Genomic DNA, 13,917 nt, shown 5'->3' on the forward strand with positions numbered 1-13,917 from the left:
CCCGGGCGGCCGGGGATTCACCTCCCGGGCGCCTCGATGATCTCGGGTTGTCCTCTTCCGTCCATCCGGCCTGACCTGCGCGGACATCGCCCGTGTTCGAATCGATGGGGCCAGTCCGAGGGCAATTTGTCGTACTGATTCCGGGGTAGACGGTTTATGCCATGGCATAAACCGTCTACGCCGACCGGCCCGAGTACGGAATTCCGGAGCCGAAGATGGAGCGTATGTACCTCATCCATGTGCGCCTCCGGGCCCCCGGTGGCACGGCCGTTCCGCCCGGCCTGGCGGGAATCATCAGCTCCTGCGCGGAGGAGCGCGACAGCCTGGAGCACGTCGCGGTCCATCCCGACGGGCCGGGGGGCGTGACGCTCGGGTTCTTCAGCCTGGCGCCCGACCTGGCCGAGGCCGAGGCGGGCGCGGCGCGCGTGTCGGCCCGCGCCGTGGCCGACCACCCCGACCTGGCCGGTTTCGCCGTCCTGTCCGTCGGCGCGGCCCTGGTGCCGGGCTCGTGGTGGGGCCTCGAATGACCGCTTCGGGCCGCCGTCACCACGGCTCCGTCCGGACACGTCATCGCAGGTCAGTACGGGTGTCGAGGCGCTGCGCCCGAGGGGCGGGGGCCGGCCGTCGAAGGCCCGGGGTGGACGGCTTAGGACAGTGCATGTTCCGTCCAGCCGACTCCTGTTCCCTCCGGCCCGGCCGTCCAGCACAGTAGAGATGTCGGCAGGAGCGAACGCCGGCGAGGACCCCGGGAGATCTCTCCGGGAAGAATGCGGAAATCATTGGAGGAGAAACCCATGCTGGCCACCCGTGTCTCCAAGTTCGTCGCTCTCGCGCTCATCGCTTTCGGCGGGATCACCATGACGGCCGTCGCGGATTTCTCCGAGAACACCTCGCACGAAGTCGCCGCCGTCCAGATCGCCGCGAACAACGACCGCCTCGACGACGTCACCTGGGGCTGACGAGTCCCGGCAGTCATGCAGACCGGCCGGATGTCACGGAGATGACCGGCAGCTCCCGGAAATGGGCGCTGCATTCGGGCGAAGCACAACGGGGGCGAAGATGATGGAATTCCTGGTTCTGGGCGCGCTGGAGACGCGCCAGTCGGGCGAACTGGTGGACGTCCGGGGCATGCGGCAGCAGAGGCTCCTGGCGCTGCTGCTCCTCAACGCCAACCGGGTCGTCCCGATGGACGTGCTGGTGGACGAGCTGTGGGAGGACCCGCCGCTGTCGGCCCGGCCGCAGGTGCACAACGCGATCCGCGATCTGCGCCGCGTCCTGTCCGCTTCCAGCGAGTGCCGGCTGGTCACCGTGGACGTCGGCTACCGGCTCGTCGTCCCCGAGGACGCCGTCGACGCCCACCGCTTCACCAGCCGGGTCCGCGAGGCCAGGGCGGCCGAGCGCGAGGGCCGGCCGGCCGAGACGATCCGGCTGCTGCAGTCGGCCGTGGACCTCTGGCGCGGTGACGCCTTCGCCGGCATCCACTGCCCCGCGGTCACCGGCGCCGCGGTCAAGCTCAACGAGCAGCGCCTGACCGCCATCGAGGACCTCATGGCGCTGCGCCTGAAGGTCGGCGAATCCAGCTCCCTAGTCGGCGAGTTGCACGCGCTGCTCGCGGAGTACCCGCTGCGGGACTCGCTGCGCGGCAGCCTGATGATCGCGTTGTGCCGCAGCGGCCGGCAGGCCGACGCGCTCGCCGTCTACGACGAGGGCCGGCGGTTCCTCGCGGACGAGCTCGGCCTCGAACCGAGCCCCCAACTCCGGGCGCTCCAGGCGGAGATCCTCGCCGACGCCCCCGGCGTCCACGGCCCCGCGGGCCCCGGCACCACGATGGACCGCGCCGCGGCGCAGCACCCGCCAAGACCCGACGGCCGAGCGGTGCCCGTCGCGGCCACGCCGCCGGAGCCCCGCAACCACCGCAACTGCCTCCCGCACGACCTCACCGACTTCACCGGCCGCGCCGCCGAGTTGCACACCCTGCTGGGCGCGGTCGGCCGGGGGCCCGCCGGCACGCCCCTGATGCTCGCGATCGACGGCATGGGCGGGGTCGGCAAGACGACCCTGGCGGTGCGGGTCGCCCACCGGGCCACCCCGGACTACCCGGACGGGCAGTACTTCATCGGCCTGGACGGCTTCAGCGCGACGCGGCGGCCGCTGCCGCCCGAGCAGGCGCTCGCCGCGCTGCTGCGGGCCGACGGCCTCGCCCCGGACGAGATCCCGAACGGCCTGGAGGAGCGCAGTGGCCTCTGGCGCTCCCGGCTGGCCGGGCGGCGCTGCGTGGTCGTCCTCGACGACGCAGCGGACACCGCCCAGGTCAGGCCGCTGCTGCCGGGCACCGGCAGTTCCCTGGTGCTGGTGACCAGTCGGCGCAAGCTCACCGCGCTCGACGGCGCGCTGACCCTCCCCCTCGACGTGCTGCCGCCCGGGGACGCGGTGACGCTGTTCGGCCGGATCGCCGGCGAGCACCGGGTGGCCCGCGAGCCGGCCCGGGTGGCGGAGGCGGTCGAGCTCTGCGGCCACCTGCCGCTGGCCGTCCGGATCGCCGCGACCCGCCTGCGCGACCGTCCGGCCTGGGACGTCGCCGACCTGGTGGACCGGCTGGCGAGCACGGCCCGCCGGGCGCGGTGCCTGCAGACCGCCGACCGCGACGTGATGTCCCTGCTACGGGCCTCCTACCAGCATCTCGACGGCGCCCAGCAGCGGTTCAGCCGGCTGATCAGCCTGCACCCGGCCGCCTCCTTCGACCTCGCCCGGGCGGCGGCCATCACCGGGCTGACCGCCGACGAGGTCGAGTGCTACGTCGACGTGCTCTTCGAGAACAACCTCATCCGGCAGGAGACGCCGGCCCTCTTCTCGTTCCACCGTCTGGTGCGGGACTGCACCCGCGAGTTGCTCGTCGAGGGGGCGGTCGCCGAATTCCCGTCGCACGTCGGTCCGGTGGGGCAGGCGGCTCTGCTCGACGCGGTGTAGCAGGGGGGGCTTTTCCGCCCGGCTCCCCGATCCCGCCCTCCGATCCGGCCCTCTGATACCGCCCCTCCGATGCCGGCCGTCCGGACCCGGCTTGCCGCCTCCCGCCGATCGACCCCCGCCGTCCGGACGGCCCGTGAACCCGACATCTTTTGGGAACGCCGGAGTCAGCACACGGCTACTCAAGGTCAGTAAGCTCTCCTTCCTGATGAACCGCTGGCGCTGATCGAGGGAGATCCCATCAATGCTGGACGTTTTGGGGCTCGACGCCGAGGCCGAGGCCATTTACCGGGGAATGCTCAGCAATCCGCGGGGTGGTGTCGCGGCACTCGCGGCCGGACTGGGCCTGACCGAGGAGCGAGTCCGCACCGGCCTGGACAGGCTCAGTGAACTCGCGCTGATCCAGCCCTCGGCCCGGGAGGGGATAGGGTTCCGGGCGGTCGGCCCGGAGACCGCGATGGAGGTCCTGCTGGCCCGCCAGCAGGCGGAGTTGGCGGCCCAGCAGATGCGGGTGGAGGCCTCCCGCGCCGCCGCGGCCCAGTTGATCGCCGAGTGTTCCGCGCTGCGTCCGGCCGCCACCGACGAGGCCTCGGAGCAGCTGATCGGACCGGAGGCGATCCGCGAACGGCTGGCGGAGCTGGCCGCATCGGCCCGGCAGGAGGTCGCCACCTTCGCACCGGGCGGCGCCCATTCGGAGGAGGACCTCCGGGCCAGCCGGGAGCCCAACTCCGCGCTGCTCGAACGCGGGGTGCAGATGCGGACGGTCTACCTGGACAGCGTCCGCAACCACCGGCCGACTCTGGACCACGTGACCTGGCTCAACTCCCATGGCGGGCAGGTCCGTACCGTCCCGGACCTGCCGATCCGGATGATCATCTTCGATCAGCGCCAGGCGGTGCTGCCGATCGACACCGACAACACCCGGGCCGGCGCCGTGGTGCTGCGCGGGGCCGGGACGGTCGCGGCCCTGTGCGCGCTGTTCGAGGGCGTGTGGAGCACCGCCATCCCGGTGGGCGACACCCCGAAGTGCGACGCGAACGGGATGCCGCCGCAGGAGCACGCCGTGCTCAAGATGCTCGCCCAGGGCTACACCGACGAGGCGATCGCCAAGCGGATGGGGGTCTCACCGCGGACCGCCCGGCGGTTCGCCGCCAACCTGATGGAACGCCTGGACGCCCGGAGCCGGTTCGAGGCCGGGGTGCACGCCGTCCAGGACGGCTGGCTCCCCGCCACTCGCTGACTCCGGACGTCCGGACGCCTACGGGCAGCAGGCGTCAAGCGTCCGAGCCGCCCTGGCGCGCCTCCCGGCGGTCCGCCGCGAGCAGCGCCAGGGCGGGGATCAGCGTGAGCGCGTAGACCCCCAGCAGCCAGCCGAAGGAGTGGGCGAAGGCGGCCGGCACCAGCCCGTGGCGCTCCTCGGCGGCCCGGGTGAGGACCACCGTGACCACCGCGATGGCCAGCGCGCCGCCGATCCGCTGGGTCAGGTTGAGCTGCGACGAGGCGTCCGGGATGGACTCCTGACGGATCGACTGGAACGCCCGGGTCATGGTCGGCACGATGGTCAGCCCGGTGCCCAGGCCGCGGACCACCAGGCTGGCGCAGATCAGCAGGTAGGACGTGTCCGGGGAGAGCGCGGTCAGCGGGGCGGTCGCGAGCATCGTCAGCGTGATGCCGATGACGACGGTGGCGCCGCCGCCCAGCTTCCTGAGCAGGACGCGGGACAGCCAGGCGGCCGTCACCACGCCGAGGCCGCCGGTGGACATCAGCAGACCGGTCGTCACGGAGGTCTCGCCGCGCGCGCTCTCGAAGTACAGCGGGATGAGCATCATCGGCGAGTACAGCACGAAGCCCAGGCAGAACACGTTGATCACCGCGGTCGCGTAGACGCGGTTCTTGAACAGGCGTAGATCGAGCAGCGGGAACCGGGTGCGCAGCTCGCGGACGACGAACACCGCGCCGCTCACCACGGCGAGCGCCAGCGGCACCAGCAGGACGGCGGAGGCGGTCGCGCCCTTCTCGGCGAACTCGTGGATGGCCAGCACCGTGCAGACCGTGCAGGTCGCCGAGGAGAGCAGCCCCACCACGTCCAGCGGCCGGGCGCTCCGGCCGTCCGGGGCGTCCTTCCTCACCCAGCGCAGGGTGACCGCGAACAGGGCGAGGCAGAGCGGGATGTTGATCAGGTAGACGGCGGACCAGCCGCCGGCCGCGACCAGGAGACCACCGATGGTCGGCCCGAGCAGCGGGCTGATCAGCATCACGCTGCCGTTCAACGCCTGGACCCGGCCCAGGTGTTCGCGCGGGACGCCGCGGGTGAGCAGGATGGTCGACACGGGCGTGAGCACACCGGCGGCGGCGCCGGACAGGCCGCGGGCGGCGATCAGCTCGGTGAGCGTCTGGCTGGCCGCGCAGCCGACCGAGCCCAGGGCGAACAGGGCGGTCGCGGTGGCGAACACGCGCTTGGCGCCGAATCGGGTGGCCAGCCAGCCGGTGGCCGGCATGACGGCGGCGAGGGCGATCAGGTAGGCGGTGACCACCCACTGCACCTGGTTGATGCCGCCGAAACGGGCGGTGGTGTCCTCGATCGACACGTTCACGATGGTGGTGTCGAGCAGGGCGAGGAAGCCGCCGGTGATGGCGGCGGCCATGGTCAGCAGGGCGGAGGCGGACGGTCCGGAGGCCTCGGAGGGCTCGGGGGGCCCGGGGGTCCCGGCGGCCTCGGGAGTGGCGCCGGGACTGGCCTCGGGAGTGGCGTCGGGCTCGGCCTCGGCTTCCGGCGCCTTCTCCGCCTCCTCCGCCACGTGGTCTGACGAAGCGGCAGGTCCGGCCTCGGCCGCGGGATCGGAGACGGCCTCGGCCTGGGCGGCCGGCTCCTCCACCGGGGCGGGCTCGGCCGGGAGCTCTGCAGCGAGGTCCAGCGGCTCGGGCGGGCTCGGCGCTTCCTTGGTGCTCAGCTTGGTTGTCGGCATCTTCGGGCTTCCTTCATCGTCAGCAGGGTGGTTGAGCCACGTCAGTCCGCGTCGACGAGGCCGCGCTCGACCTCGTCGAGGATCGCCTCGCTCGCCTCGCGCGCGCCGGGGCGGTCGCGGCAGGAGAGGGTCACTTCGGTCCGGTCGCCGATCCGGCAGGTGCTGAGGAACATCTCGGCGTAGGGCACGAGCATCGGCAGCGTGAAGTACTCGGTGGGACGGAACCGGTCGGTGCGGTAGAGCTCGGTGTCGATCCGGCCGTGGTCGGTCAGGATCGCCGTGCAGGGGAACGTGTCGCCGTCCAGCTCCTGGGCCTCGCGCAGGGAGTTGGCGAAGGGGTTGCTGCGCAGGAAGTCCCGGTCCAGCACGGCCACTTCGCGCTTGCGCAGCATCGCGGCGAGGAGCTGGCCGTGCAGCCGGTTCCAGCTGTCGTCCCGCTTGAGGTCGAGGACCAGCTGGGAGGTCAGGTTGGCGGTGGAGCGCACGGAGCGGTCGTGCCGGCGCAGGTCCACCGGGACGATCAGCCGGCCGCTCGCGGTCGCCAGCCGGCGGGAGACGGCGGCGGCCACCCGGGCGGTGACCGCGGACGGGCAGGCCGGGACGCTCCGCCGGAGCCAGAGAGGGGTGCCGTCGGCCGGTCCGCTGCCGAGGATCGCGGGGAAGCCCTCGACCCGGGCGGGGGCCGGCGCGGGGCGCACGGTGCCGGCGGCGGTGCGGAAGTGGGTGTCGTCGACGGTGGCGGCGGCGCCGGCCGGCTCCTCGCCGCGCAGCACCCGGAACACGTCCTCGATCCAGTGCCGCAGCCCCCGGCCGTCGGTGACGATGTGGCTGGCCCGGATGACCAGCCGGGTGGTCACCGGCCCGTCGGCGAGGCCGACCTCGCAGACCGGGCCGGCCACGACGTCCAGGTCGCGGTGGAAGAACGGGTGGTCGAACCCGGCGGTGGCCGGCAGCTCGACGACGGGCGGGACGGTTCCGTCGGCGCGCCAGGACGCCCCCCGCCGCCGGACGGCGAGCCCCGGGCCGGCGAGCGTGGCGACCCGGACGGCCTCCCGGAGGCGGTCCGGGTCGATCCGGCCCTCGCCCTCGATCACCATCTGGATCAGCTGGGGCGTCCCGGTGGCGGCGGCGTTCAGGTAGCCGCGCTCGATCTGCGAGATCCGGCGGGTGTACGGGCGGGCGGCCGTCGCGGTGGTGGTCCGCGCCGTGGTGGTCCGCGCCGTGCTGTTCTGCGCCGTGCTGGTCTCCGTCGCGGTGGCGGTCATGCTGCTGGCTCCCCTGTCAGGACGTCGGTGCGGGTGGCGTGCTCGGTGGGGCCGGCCTGCCACCACCACCGGACCGGGGCGGCCGCATCGGCGGCGAGGGCCAGGTGCAGGCCCCGGCCGAGGACGGCCGACCGCACCAGGTACCCCACGTTGGTCGGGCGCCAGCCCGGCTGCCAGGCCGGCAGCCGGACGCCGGCGAAGGTCTCCTTGCGGATGTGCGAGGCCTTGATCAGCGCCTCGCACTCGGCGAAGTCCCGCATCGTCGCGGGCTCCTCGCCAGGCTTGCCGAGCAGGGCGCCGAGCCACTGCATGGCGTACGGGCGGTCCCGGTGGTCCTGGAGGTCCACCCCCACCTGCGGGCCGGTGGAGAGGGCGACGGTGCTGAACCCGTCGCAGTGCGCCACCGAGGCGGTCAGGCCGTACGCCGGCAGGCTCCAGCGCCGGTGTTCGTCCCGGGCGAGGTCGCGCCCGGTGACGGTCAGCCCGTACAGGCGGCCGACCGCCCCGGTGATCAGCCAGCGGCCGGCGTCGCTCAGGCGGTTGCCCATCCGGTCCCTCGGCTGGTGGGGGTGGCGGGTGACGAGGCAGTCGATCCCCGCCCCGCCGGCCCGGCCCTCCCCCGGCGCTGCGTCCGTCAACGCCGTGCCCATCAGGGCCTCGCGTCGAACACTGCCGCGGCGTAGCTGCCGCCGTAGGCGAAGCTGGACAGCAACAGCCGTCCCGGCTGCGTCCCGCTGCCGAGCGCGGCCACCAGGCCCAGCGCACCGGCGCTGCCGTACGTCTCCCCGAGCAGCGCCTTCGGCGCCACGGTCGGGCGGTCGGCCAGCCCGGCCAGGCCCAGGGCCCGGGACTGCGCGAGGTCGACCAGGCTGTAGCCGGACGCGGCCGACACCACGGTGTCGATCTCCCCGGGGGAGGACTCGGCCTCGGCCATCGCGGCGCGCAGGGCGCGGGCCCAGGCCTCGCCGTCCCGGCCGATCCGGCCGATGCCCACCGACTCGCCGGAGGCACCGAAGCCCTTCACCGAGGCCAGGACGGACGCGCCCCGGCCGGCGGCCGACGCCTCGCTCTCCAGCAGGATCGCGGCGGCGCCCTCGCTGAGCACCGTCCCGGTACGGCCGCCGGGGACGATCTCGGCGGTCCGCGCGTACCCGGGCAGCCGGGCCTGGGTGGCCAGGGCCTGCTCGGGGAACTCGTCGGCGACCACGACCATGATCCGGTCCGCGGCGCCGCGGGCGATCACCCGGGCGGCGAGCTGGAGCGCCAGGACCGAGCTGGTGCCGCCGTTGGCGATGGTGGCGGTGTAGCCGCGGTAGCGGTGCAGCATCGCCACGTGGCCGGCCGCGGCGTTCACCACGGTGTTGGCGAACATCGCGGGGTTGGCCCCGGTGATGCCCTGCCTGATGACGCCCTGGTGGAACTGGAGCACCGAGGTCACCGGGCCGTAGCCGGTGGCGAAGACGATGCCGGTGCCCTCGGCCTCGGCCCGCGAGGGTTTGCCGTGGCGCTCGTACAGGTCGCCCACGGCCGCGGCGGCGAGCAGGCCCAGCGGGTCCATCCGGCGGGCCCGGCTCGGGTTGAGCTTGCGGGAGGCGGCCTTGACGTCGACCCGGCCGATCGGCCGTTCGCCGATGCCCTCGACGTGCTCCAGGCCGGTGAAGCCGGCCCGGCCCTCGGCCAGGGCGGCGGTCAGCTCGGCGGTGGAGCCGGCCGAGCCGGCCAGACCGGCCACGCCGGTCACCACGACGCCCTGCACCGGGGCGGTGCGCCGCGGGCCCCGGCTCGGCCGGCCCGGCCGGTTGAGGACCACGGTGGCGTTGTTGCCGCCGAACGCGAAGGAGTTGGAGACCACGACCCCGAGGTCGGCCGGGCGGCCGGTGTCGGGGACGATGTCCAGCCCGAACGGGGAGGGCACGCCACGGGAGTTGACGGTCGGTGGCAGGGTGCCGCGGTCGATCGCCATCGTGCTGACGATCGCCTCGACCGCCCCGGCGGCGCCGAGGGTGTGGCCGAGCATCGACTTGGTGGAGCTGGCCGGCGGCACCTCGGAGCCGAACAGCAGCTTGACCGCCTTGGGCTCGGAGACGTCGTTGGCCGGCGTCCCGGTGCCGTGCAGGTTGACGTAGTCGACGTCCTCGGGGCCGAGGCCGGCCGTCTCCAGGGCCTGCGCCATGGCGGCGGCGGCCCCCTTGCCGCTCGGGTCCGGCGCGGTCTGGTGGTAGCCGTCGCAGGAGAGGCCGTACCCGCCGAGCTCGGCCAGGGCGCGGGCCCCGCGTGCGGCCGCCCGGTCCGCGGCCTCCAGGACCATGAAGCCGGCCCCTTCGCCGAGGGTCAGGCCGGTGGAGGCCGACATCGGGGAGCAGGGCTCCGGGTCGAGGGCGCCCAGGGCGCTGAACCCGTAGGCCGAGAGCTCGGCCAGCGGGTCGACGCCGCCGCAGATCACGTAGTCGACGTCGCCCTTCCAGAGCAGCTCCGCCGCGTAGCCCAGGGCCACCGCGCTGGCGGCGCAGGCGTTGGAGAGCACCACCCGCGGGCCGCGCAGGTCGAACTCGGCCGCAATGTAGTCGCCCACGCAGGGCAGTTGGGAGGAGGCGGCCTGCGGGGCGTCCAGCTCGCCGCCCAGCACCAGGCCCCGGTGGACGCTCTCCAGCGTCGGCATCGCGCCGAGGCTGGAACCGACCACCACGGCGACCCGGTCCCGGTCGACCGTGTCCAGGTCGAGGCCGCTGTCGCGCAGCGCCTCCCGGATCGCGGTGGCGGCCAGGCTGTAGCAGCGGTCGAGGTCGGCCGGCTGCTCGGCGGTGACCATGCCGGCCCAGTCGGTCAGCAGCTCGGCGGTGTCGAAGAGGGTGTTGGTCTTGATGCCCGAGACCCCCTCGGAGATGGACGACCAGCTCTTCTCGACGTCGTCCCCGGCCCCCGTGATCAGCCCCAGGCCGGTGAGGGCGATGCGCTCGGTGGTCATCAGGAGATCCTCGTGGTGAGCGAGCGGGCGATGACGCGGGGCAGGGTGACGGTGCGCAGCGGGCTCTCGGTGCCGTCCTCGTTCTGCGCCGCCAGCTCCAGGCCGGGGACCCAGAACGGGGCGTTCAGGAGGGCGAGGACCAGCTCCTCGTCGGGGTTGGCCGCCGGGGCCTGCCAGAGGACGGTGCCGACGCTCCGGCCACCGGCGGTCACCTCGGTGCCGACGGCGAAGCCGGTGCCGGCCGGGGCGGCCAGGGCGGTCATCCGGGCCAGCTCGGTGGTGGGCTTGACCAGGTCGTCCGAGCCGGTGAACTCGCCGATCCGGTTCCAGTCGATCATCCAGGCGAGGTCGGCCTCGTGGACGGGCAGACCGGCGAAGCCGGCCGCGTAGACGGCCATGCCGGCCTCGGCCTGGACGCGGGCCAGGCCCTCCGGGCCGACCTCCGCGCCGCCCTCGGCCAGGACGGCGGCGACCGCGGCCTCGTGGGCGGCCTGCGGCGCGTTGGAGATGAGCAGGTAGCCGTACTCGCCGGTGGTGCCGACGCGGGCCAGGTGGGCCAGGGCGGTCGGGTCGGACGGGACGGCGGACTCGGTGACGCCGTGCAGGGTCAGGCCGGAGATGTCGAACTCGACGAACGCCGAGGCCGCCGCCCAGGCCCGCGGGCCCTCGAACGCGGTGGCGCCCCAGCCCTCGGGCTCGATCTCGACGGTGACGTCCTCGGGGGCCTCCAGCTCGTCCAGGTAGCTGCGCAGCGCCTCGGTGGTGACCGGGGTGCGCGGCAGCAGCCAGGAGTCGTCGCCGATCTCGAAGTGCAGCACGATCGCGAACGGGGTGCCGTCGGCGTTCAGCGCGAGGGCCTCGCGGACGGAGTCCGGCTCGACGTACTCGCTCGACTTGGCCAGGAACCGGTCGAGCAGGGTGTAGCGGTCGCCGCCCGAGACCCGCACCAGCGGGGCGCTGATCCGGTAGACGCCGATGGCGGTGCGAACGGTGGTGTAGTCGTCCTGTGCGGTGCGGGGCACGGCAACGGTCGTGGTCATGATGTGCGGGTTCCTCTCACGGGGATGGACCAGGGGATGAAGTGCGGGGTGGAGCGGCGGATCAGATGACGGGTTCGCGGTGCACGGCCAACTGCCAGGCCGTGTCGACGCCTTCGGGCCCGGTGGCCGCGGACACGCAGCCGATGAGCAGGCCCGAGGCGGTGGTGCGCAGGACGATCTCCGCCTCGCCGGCGCCCTCCCGGGCCGGCCGGACGTCGAGCCAGCTGCCGTCGGCGAGCCGGACGGCGGCGGCGGTGGCCCAGACCTGCCGGAAGTCCGGGGAGTCCAGCTCCCACCGGGTGCCGGCCGAGTCGAGCACCACGGTGGTGCGGGCGGGGGTGTTCGGGGTGATCCAGAGGACGATCTCCTCCTCGGCGCCGGGGGCCTGGACGTCGACCCGGACCGGCTCGGCGGTGGACTCCGGCGCGGAGACCTCCCAGCCGATCCGCTCCTGCGGGGCGGCCAGGCCGAACGGGTGCTTCTCCTCCCACTCCGTGCCGGCCGGGACGCCCCAGCCGAGGCCGGAGGCGCGGCTGAACCGGCTGTGCTCCCGGGTGACCCACATCCCCGCCGTCCAGCGCGGGTTGCAGCCGAAGGCGCGGGTGCGGGGGTGCGGGCTGCGCAGGACCTTGACGGCGCCCTCCGTCCACGAGGTGACCCCCGCGGCGGAGGCCTGGACCCGGAGCCTGCGGGTCTCGGCGGCTGGCTGCGGCACCGCGGTGGTGCGTGCTGCGCCCTCGGCGTCGGTGCCGGCGTCGGCGTCGGTGCCGGTGCGGAACACCGTGCGCAGCCGGGCCACGCCGTCCGCTTCCTGCTCCAGGTGACGCTCGATCAGGCCGCTGTGGATCAGCCGGATCGGCCGGGTGGCCGGCACCTCGATCCGGGTCGTGGTGTCGCTCCAGGCGAGTTCGCTGCCGGCCGGGGCGACCTGGGCGGCCGCCACCACCTCGGAGGCGTCGCGGACGCCGATGCCGGTGCCCAGCAGGTGCCGCCCGGTGGTGCCGTCCGCCGGGTCGGACAGGGTGAAGACGCCCTGCCGCAGCCCGATGGTCTGGAAGATCCGGCCGGGCCGGGTGGTGAAGGTGAAGTCCTGGCTCAGCACCCCGTCGGTCAGGGTGATGGTGCCGACGACCTCGTCCTCCCCGGACCGCTCGGCGACCCGGAGCCCGTTCTCGACCGGGACGACGTCGAGGTCGCGCGGCTGGCCCTCGCGCCAGCCCGCCGACCGGTCCGCCTCGCAGCTGGGCCAGGTGGAGACGAGCAGCGGTCCGTGGTGGCCGGCCGAGCGGACGGTCACCGTCCCGTCGCCGCCGTCGATCTCGCAGACCAGGCCGTCGGACCCGAACCGGTGCGGCTGCGTCTGCCGGGCGGTCTTCACCCGGTACGGCGGCTCGGCGATTCTCAGCGGCCGGGTGGTGCCGTCCGGCGCGGTGAGTTCGGCGCCGAGCATCAGGCCGCGGTCCACGTCGATGCTCGCGTCGATCCGGTACTCGCCGAGGGCCAGAGCGTAGGCGATGGTGCGGATTCCGTCCACCAGCCTTACGTCGGACCGGAGTTCGTCGTCCCGGCCGCCGGCGACGTTGGCGAAGCTGCTCAGCCCGCCCAGGGCCGCGACGGCCTCGGGGTCGAGGTCGGCGAAGACGCTCCGCAGGATCAGCGGGATGTAGTTGTGCAGCTCGACGTTGCCGTCCTCGCCGGGCACGGTCTCGCCGACGGAGACGCAGCCGACGCGGCGGTACAGCCTGAACGCCACGGTGTTGGCCGGGTTGACGGTCAGTCGCAGGACGAGGCAGCCGCACCGCATCATCCACTCGACCGCCTCGGTGAACAACCGCCCGGTGATCACACCGTTGCGGTAGGCCGGGGCGACGAAGAACATGTCGGCGATGAGCTCGCCGGCCCGGGCGGACCGCCGGCCGGTGCTGTGGAACAGCCCGAAAGTGCCCACCACACGCCCGTCGTCGACGGCTACCAGGAACGTCGCCGTGTCGCGCTCGGCGAGCTCGCGCTCCAGTTCGTCGCCGCTGATCCCGCCGGCCACCGGGTTGGGGTTGTCGCGGTGACGGCTGTAGAGCTCTGCGATGTCATGCGCGTCGCCCTCCTGGTACGGGCGGATCGTGATGGACATTCCACACCTCCTTGTCTTCTGGTTCCGCTGGGTGGGGGCGGGGGTCAGCCCTTGCGCTCGGTGGTGACGATCAGCGAGCCGGCCGCGGCCAGCTCGGTGCCGACGCTGGCCCGGACCGAGACCGAGCGGAGCCCGCCCAGCTTCTGGCCGAGCTTGGCCTCCAGCCGGAGCTGGTCGCCGGGGACGACCAGCCGGGAGAACTTCATCGAGCTGATGGAGCCCAGGTAGCCGACGCTGGCCGAGGGGTCGCCGGTGCCGGCGTTCTCCGACTCCAGCAGCTCGGCCACGTAGACCACCGCGACCAGCTGGGCCATCGCCTCGACGATCATCACGCCGGGCATGATCGAGTGGTCCGGGTAGTGGCCGGCGAAGAACGGCTCGTTCACCGAGACGCTCTTGATGCCGCGCCCGGAGACGCCGGGCACGACGTCGTACGCGCGGTCGATCATCAGCATCGGCCAACGGTGCGGCAGCATCCGCTTGATGTCGTCCGAGGAGTAACCGAAGGTCTCCTTGGCCGCCTTGGGCTCCTTGACCGCCACGGCCCGGCGCGCGGGCGCGGGCGCGGTCTCCGGCGCGATCGTCATGA

The 13,917-nt window shown here is 73.7% G+C and carries 11 protein-coding genes; 4 read left to right on the forward strand and 7 right to left on the reverse strand.

Annotated features, from left to right (window positions below):
* Positions 1 to 215 precede the first annotated feature (215 nt).
* The 4 genes from ACZ3YO_RS14100 (at position 216) to ACZ3YO_RS14115 (ending at position 4,204) form a co-directional block, all read left to right on the forward strand.
* Entirely contained in the window at positions 216 to 527 is a 312-nt protein-coding gene (locus ACZ3YO_RS14100; protein WP_465569047.1) for a hypothetical protein, read from the forward strand.
* A 267-nt stretch (positions 528 to 794) separates the two neighbouring features.
* On the forward strand, positions 795 to 959 hold the full coding sequence (locus ACZ3YO_RS14105; RefSeq protein WP_465569049.1) for a hypothetical protein: 165 nt from the start codon (positions 795 to 797) through the stop codon (positions 957 to 959).
* A gap of 100 nt (positions 960 to 1,059) precedes the next feature.
* Complete coding sequence (locus ACZ3YO_RS14110; protein WP_465569051.1) at positions 1,060 to 2,967, forward strand: AfsR/SARP family transcriptional regulator; 1,908 nt, start codon at positions 1,060 to 1,062, stop codon at positions 2,965 to 2,967.
* Between the two features lie 241 nt (positions 2,968 to 3,208).
* A complete protein-coding gene (locus ACZ3YO_RS14115) occupies positions 3,209 to 4,204 on the forward strand; it encodes a LuxR C-terminal-related transcriptional regulator (RefSeq protein ID WP_465569053.1) in 996 nt (331 codons plus the stop codon).
* A 34-nt stretch (positions 4,205 to 4,238) separates the two neighbouring features.
* Here the strand turns inward: ACZ3YO_RS14115 and ACZ3YO_RS14120 are convergent, their stop codons facing one another.
* From ACZ3YO_RS14120 to fabZ, 7 genes are all read right to left on the reverse strand, one after another.
* Positions 4,239 to 5,930 (reverse strand): MDR family MFS transporter, encoded by a 1,692-nt coding sequence (locus ACZ3YO_RS14120; RefSeq protein WP_465569055.1) that lies wholly within the window; start codon positions 5,928 to 5,930, stop codon positions 4,239 to 4,241.
* A gap of 41 nt (positions 5,931 to 5,971) precedes the next feature.
* Entirely contained in the window at positions 5,972 to 7,195 is a 1,224-nt protein-coding gene (locus ACZ3YO_RS14125) for a hypothetical protein (protein WP_465569057.1), read from the reverse strand.
* Positions 7,192 to 7,833 carry a 4'-phosphopantetheinyl transferase family protein gene (locus ACZ3YO_RS14130; protein ID WP_465569059.1) on the reverse strand — a complete coding sequence of 214 codons (642 nt, stop codon included), beginning with the start codon at positions 7,831 to 7,833 and terminating at the stop codon, positions 7,192 to 7,194. The genes ACZ3YO_RS14125 and ACZ3YO_RS14130 overlap by 4 nt, the downstream gene beginning before the upstream one ends.
* Before the next feature lie 11 nt (positions 7,834 to 7,844).
* Positions 7,845 to 10,160: a beta-ketoacyl synthase N-terminal-like domain-containing protein gene (locus ACZ3YO_RS14135; protein WP_465569061.1), complete on the reverse strand. Its 2,316-nt coding sequence runs from the start codon at positions 10,158 to 10,160 to the stop codon at positions 7,845 to 7,847.
* Positions 10,160 to 11,200 carry an aminomethyl transferase family protein gene (locus ACZ3YO_RS14140; protein ID WP_465569062.1) on the reverse strand — a complete coding sequence of 347 codons (1,041 nt, stop codon included), beginning with the start codon at positions 11,198 to 11,200 and terminating at the stop codon, positions 10,160 to 10,162. Before ACZ3YO_RS14140 ends, ACZ3YO_RS14135 begins: the two co-directional genes overlap by 1 nt.
* Before the next feature lie 61 nt (positions 11,201 to 11,261).
* Positions 11,262 to 13,328, reverse strand: coding sequence for a GNAT family N-acetyltransferase (locus ACZ3YO_RS14145; RefSeq protein WP_465569064.1), 2,067 nt, complete (start codon positions 13,326 to 13,328; stop codon positions 11,262 to 11,264).
* Between the two features lie 44 nt (positions 13,329 to 13,372).
* Positions 13,373 to 13,915, reverse strand: coding sequence for a 3-hydroxyacyl-ACP dehydratase FabZ (gene fabZ, locus ACZ3YO_RS14150; protein ID WP_465569065.1), 543 nt, complete (start codon positions 13,913 to 13,915; stop codon positions 13,373 to 13,375).
* Positions 13,916 to 13,917: the final 2 nt, after the last annotated feature.

This window comes from Kitasatospora sp. NPDC022785 (genome assembly GCF_055561295.1).

Excerpts from the sequence above, each read along its gene's own strand:
- ACZ3YO_RS14115 (WP_465569053.1), top strand. The coding sequence starts at position 3,209 with ATGCTGGACGTTTTGGGGCTCGACGCCGAGGCCGAGGCCATTTACCGG.
- ACZ3YO_RS14105 (WP_465569049.1), top strand. The coding sequence starts at position 795 with ATGCTGGCCACCCGTGTCTCCAAGTTCGTCGCTCTCGCGCTCATCGCT.
- ACZ3YO_RS14145 (WP_465569064.1), bottom strand. The coding sequence starts at position 13,328 with ATGTCCATCACGATCCGCCCGTACCAGGAGGGCGACGCGCATGACATC.
- ACZ3YO_RS14140 (WP_465569062.1), bottom strand. The coding sequence starts at position 11,200 with ATGACCACGACCGTTGCCGTGCCCCGCACCGCACAGGACGACTACACC.
- ACZ3YO_RS14100 (WP_465569047.1), top strand. The coding sequence starts at position 216 with ATGGAGCGTATGTACCTCATCCATGTGCGCCTCCGGGCCCCCGGTGGC.
- ACZ3YO_RS14125 (WP_465569057.1), bottom strand. The coding sequence starts at position 7,195 with ATGACCGCCACCGCGACGGAGACCAGCACGGCGCAGAACAGCACGGCG.
- ACZ3YO_RS14110 (WP_465569051.1), top strand. The coding sequence starts at position 1,060 with ATGATGGAATTCCTGGTTCTGGGCGCGCTGGAGACGCGCCAGTCGGGC.
- ACZ3YO_RS14135 (WP_465569061.1), bottom strand. The coding sequence starts at position 10,160 with ATGACCACCGAGCGCATCGCCCTCACCGGCCTGGGGCTGATCACGGGG.
- ACZ3YO_RS14120 (WP_465569055.1), bottom strand. The coding sequence starts at position 5,930 with ATGCCGACAACCAAGCTGAGCACCAAGGAAGCGCCGAGCCCGCCCGAG.
- fabZ (WP_465569065.1), bottom strand. The coding sequence starts at position 13,915 with ATGACGATCGCGCCGGAGACCGCGCCCGCGCCCGCGCGCCGGGCCGTG.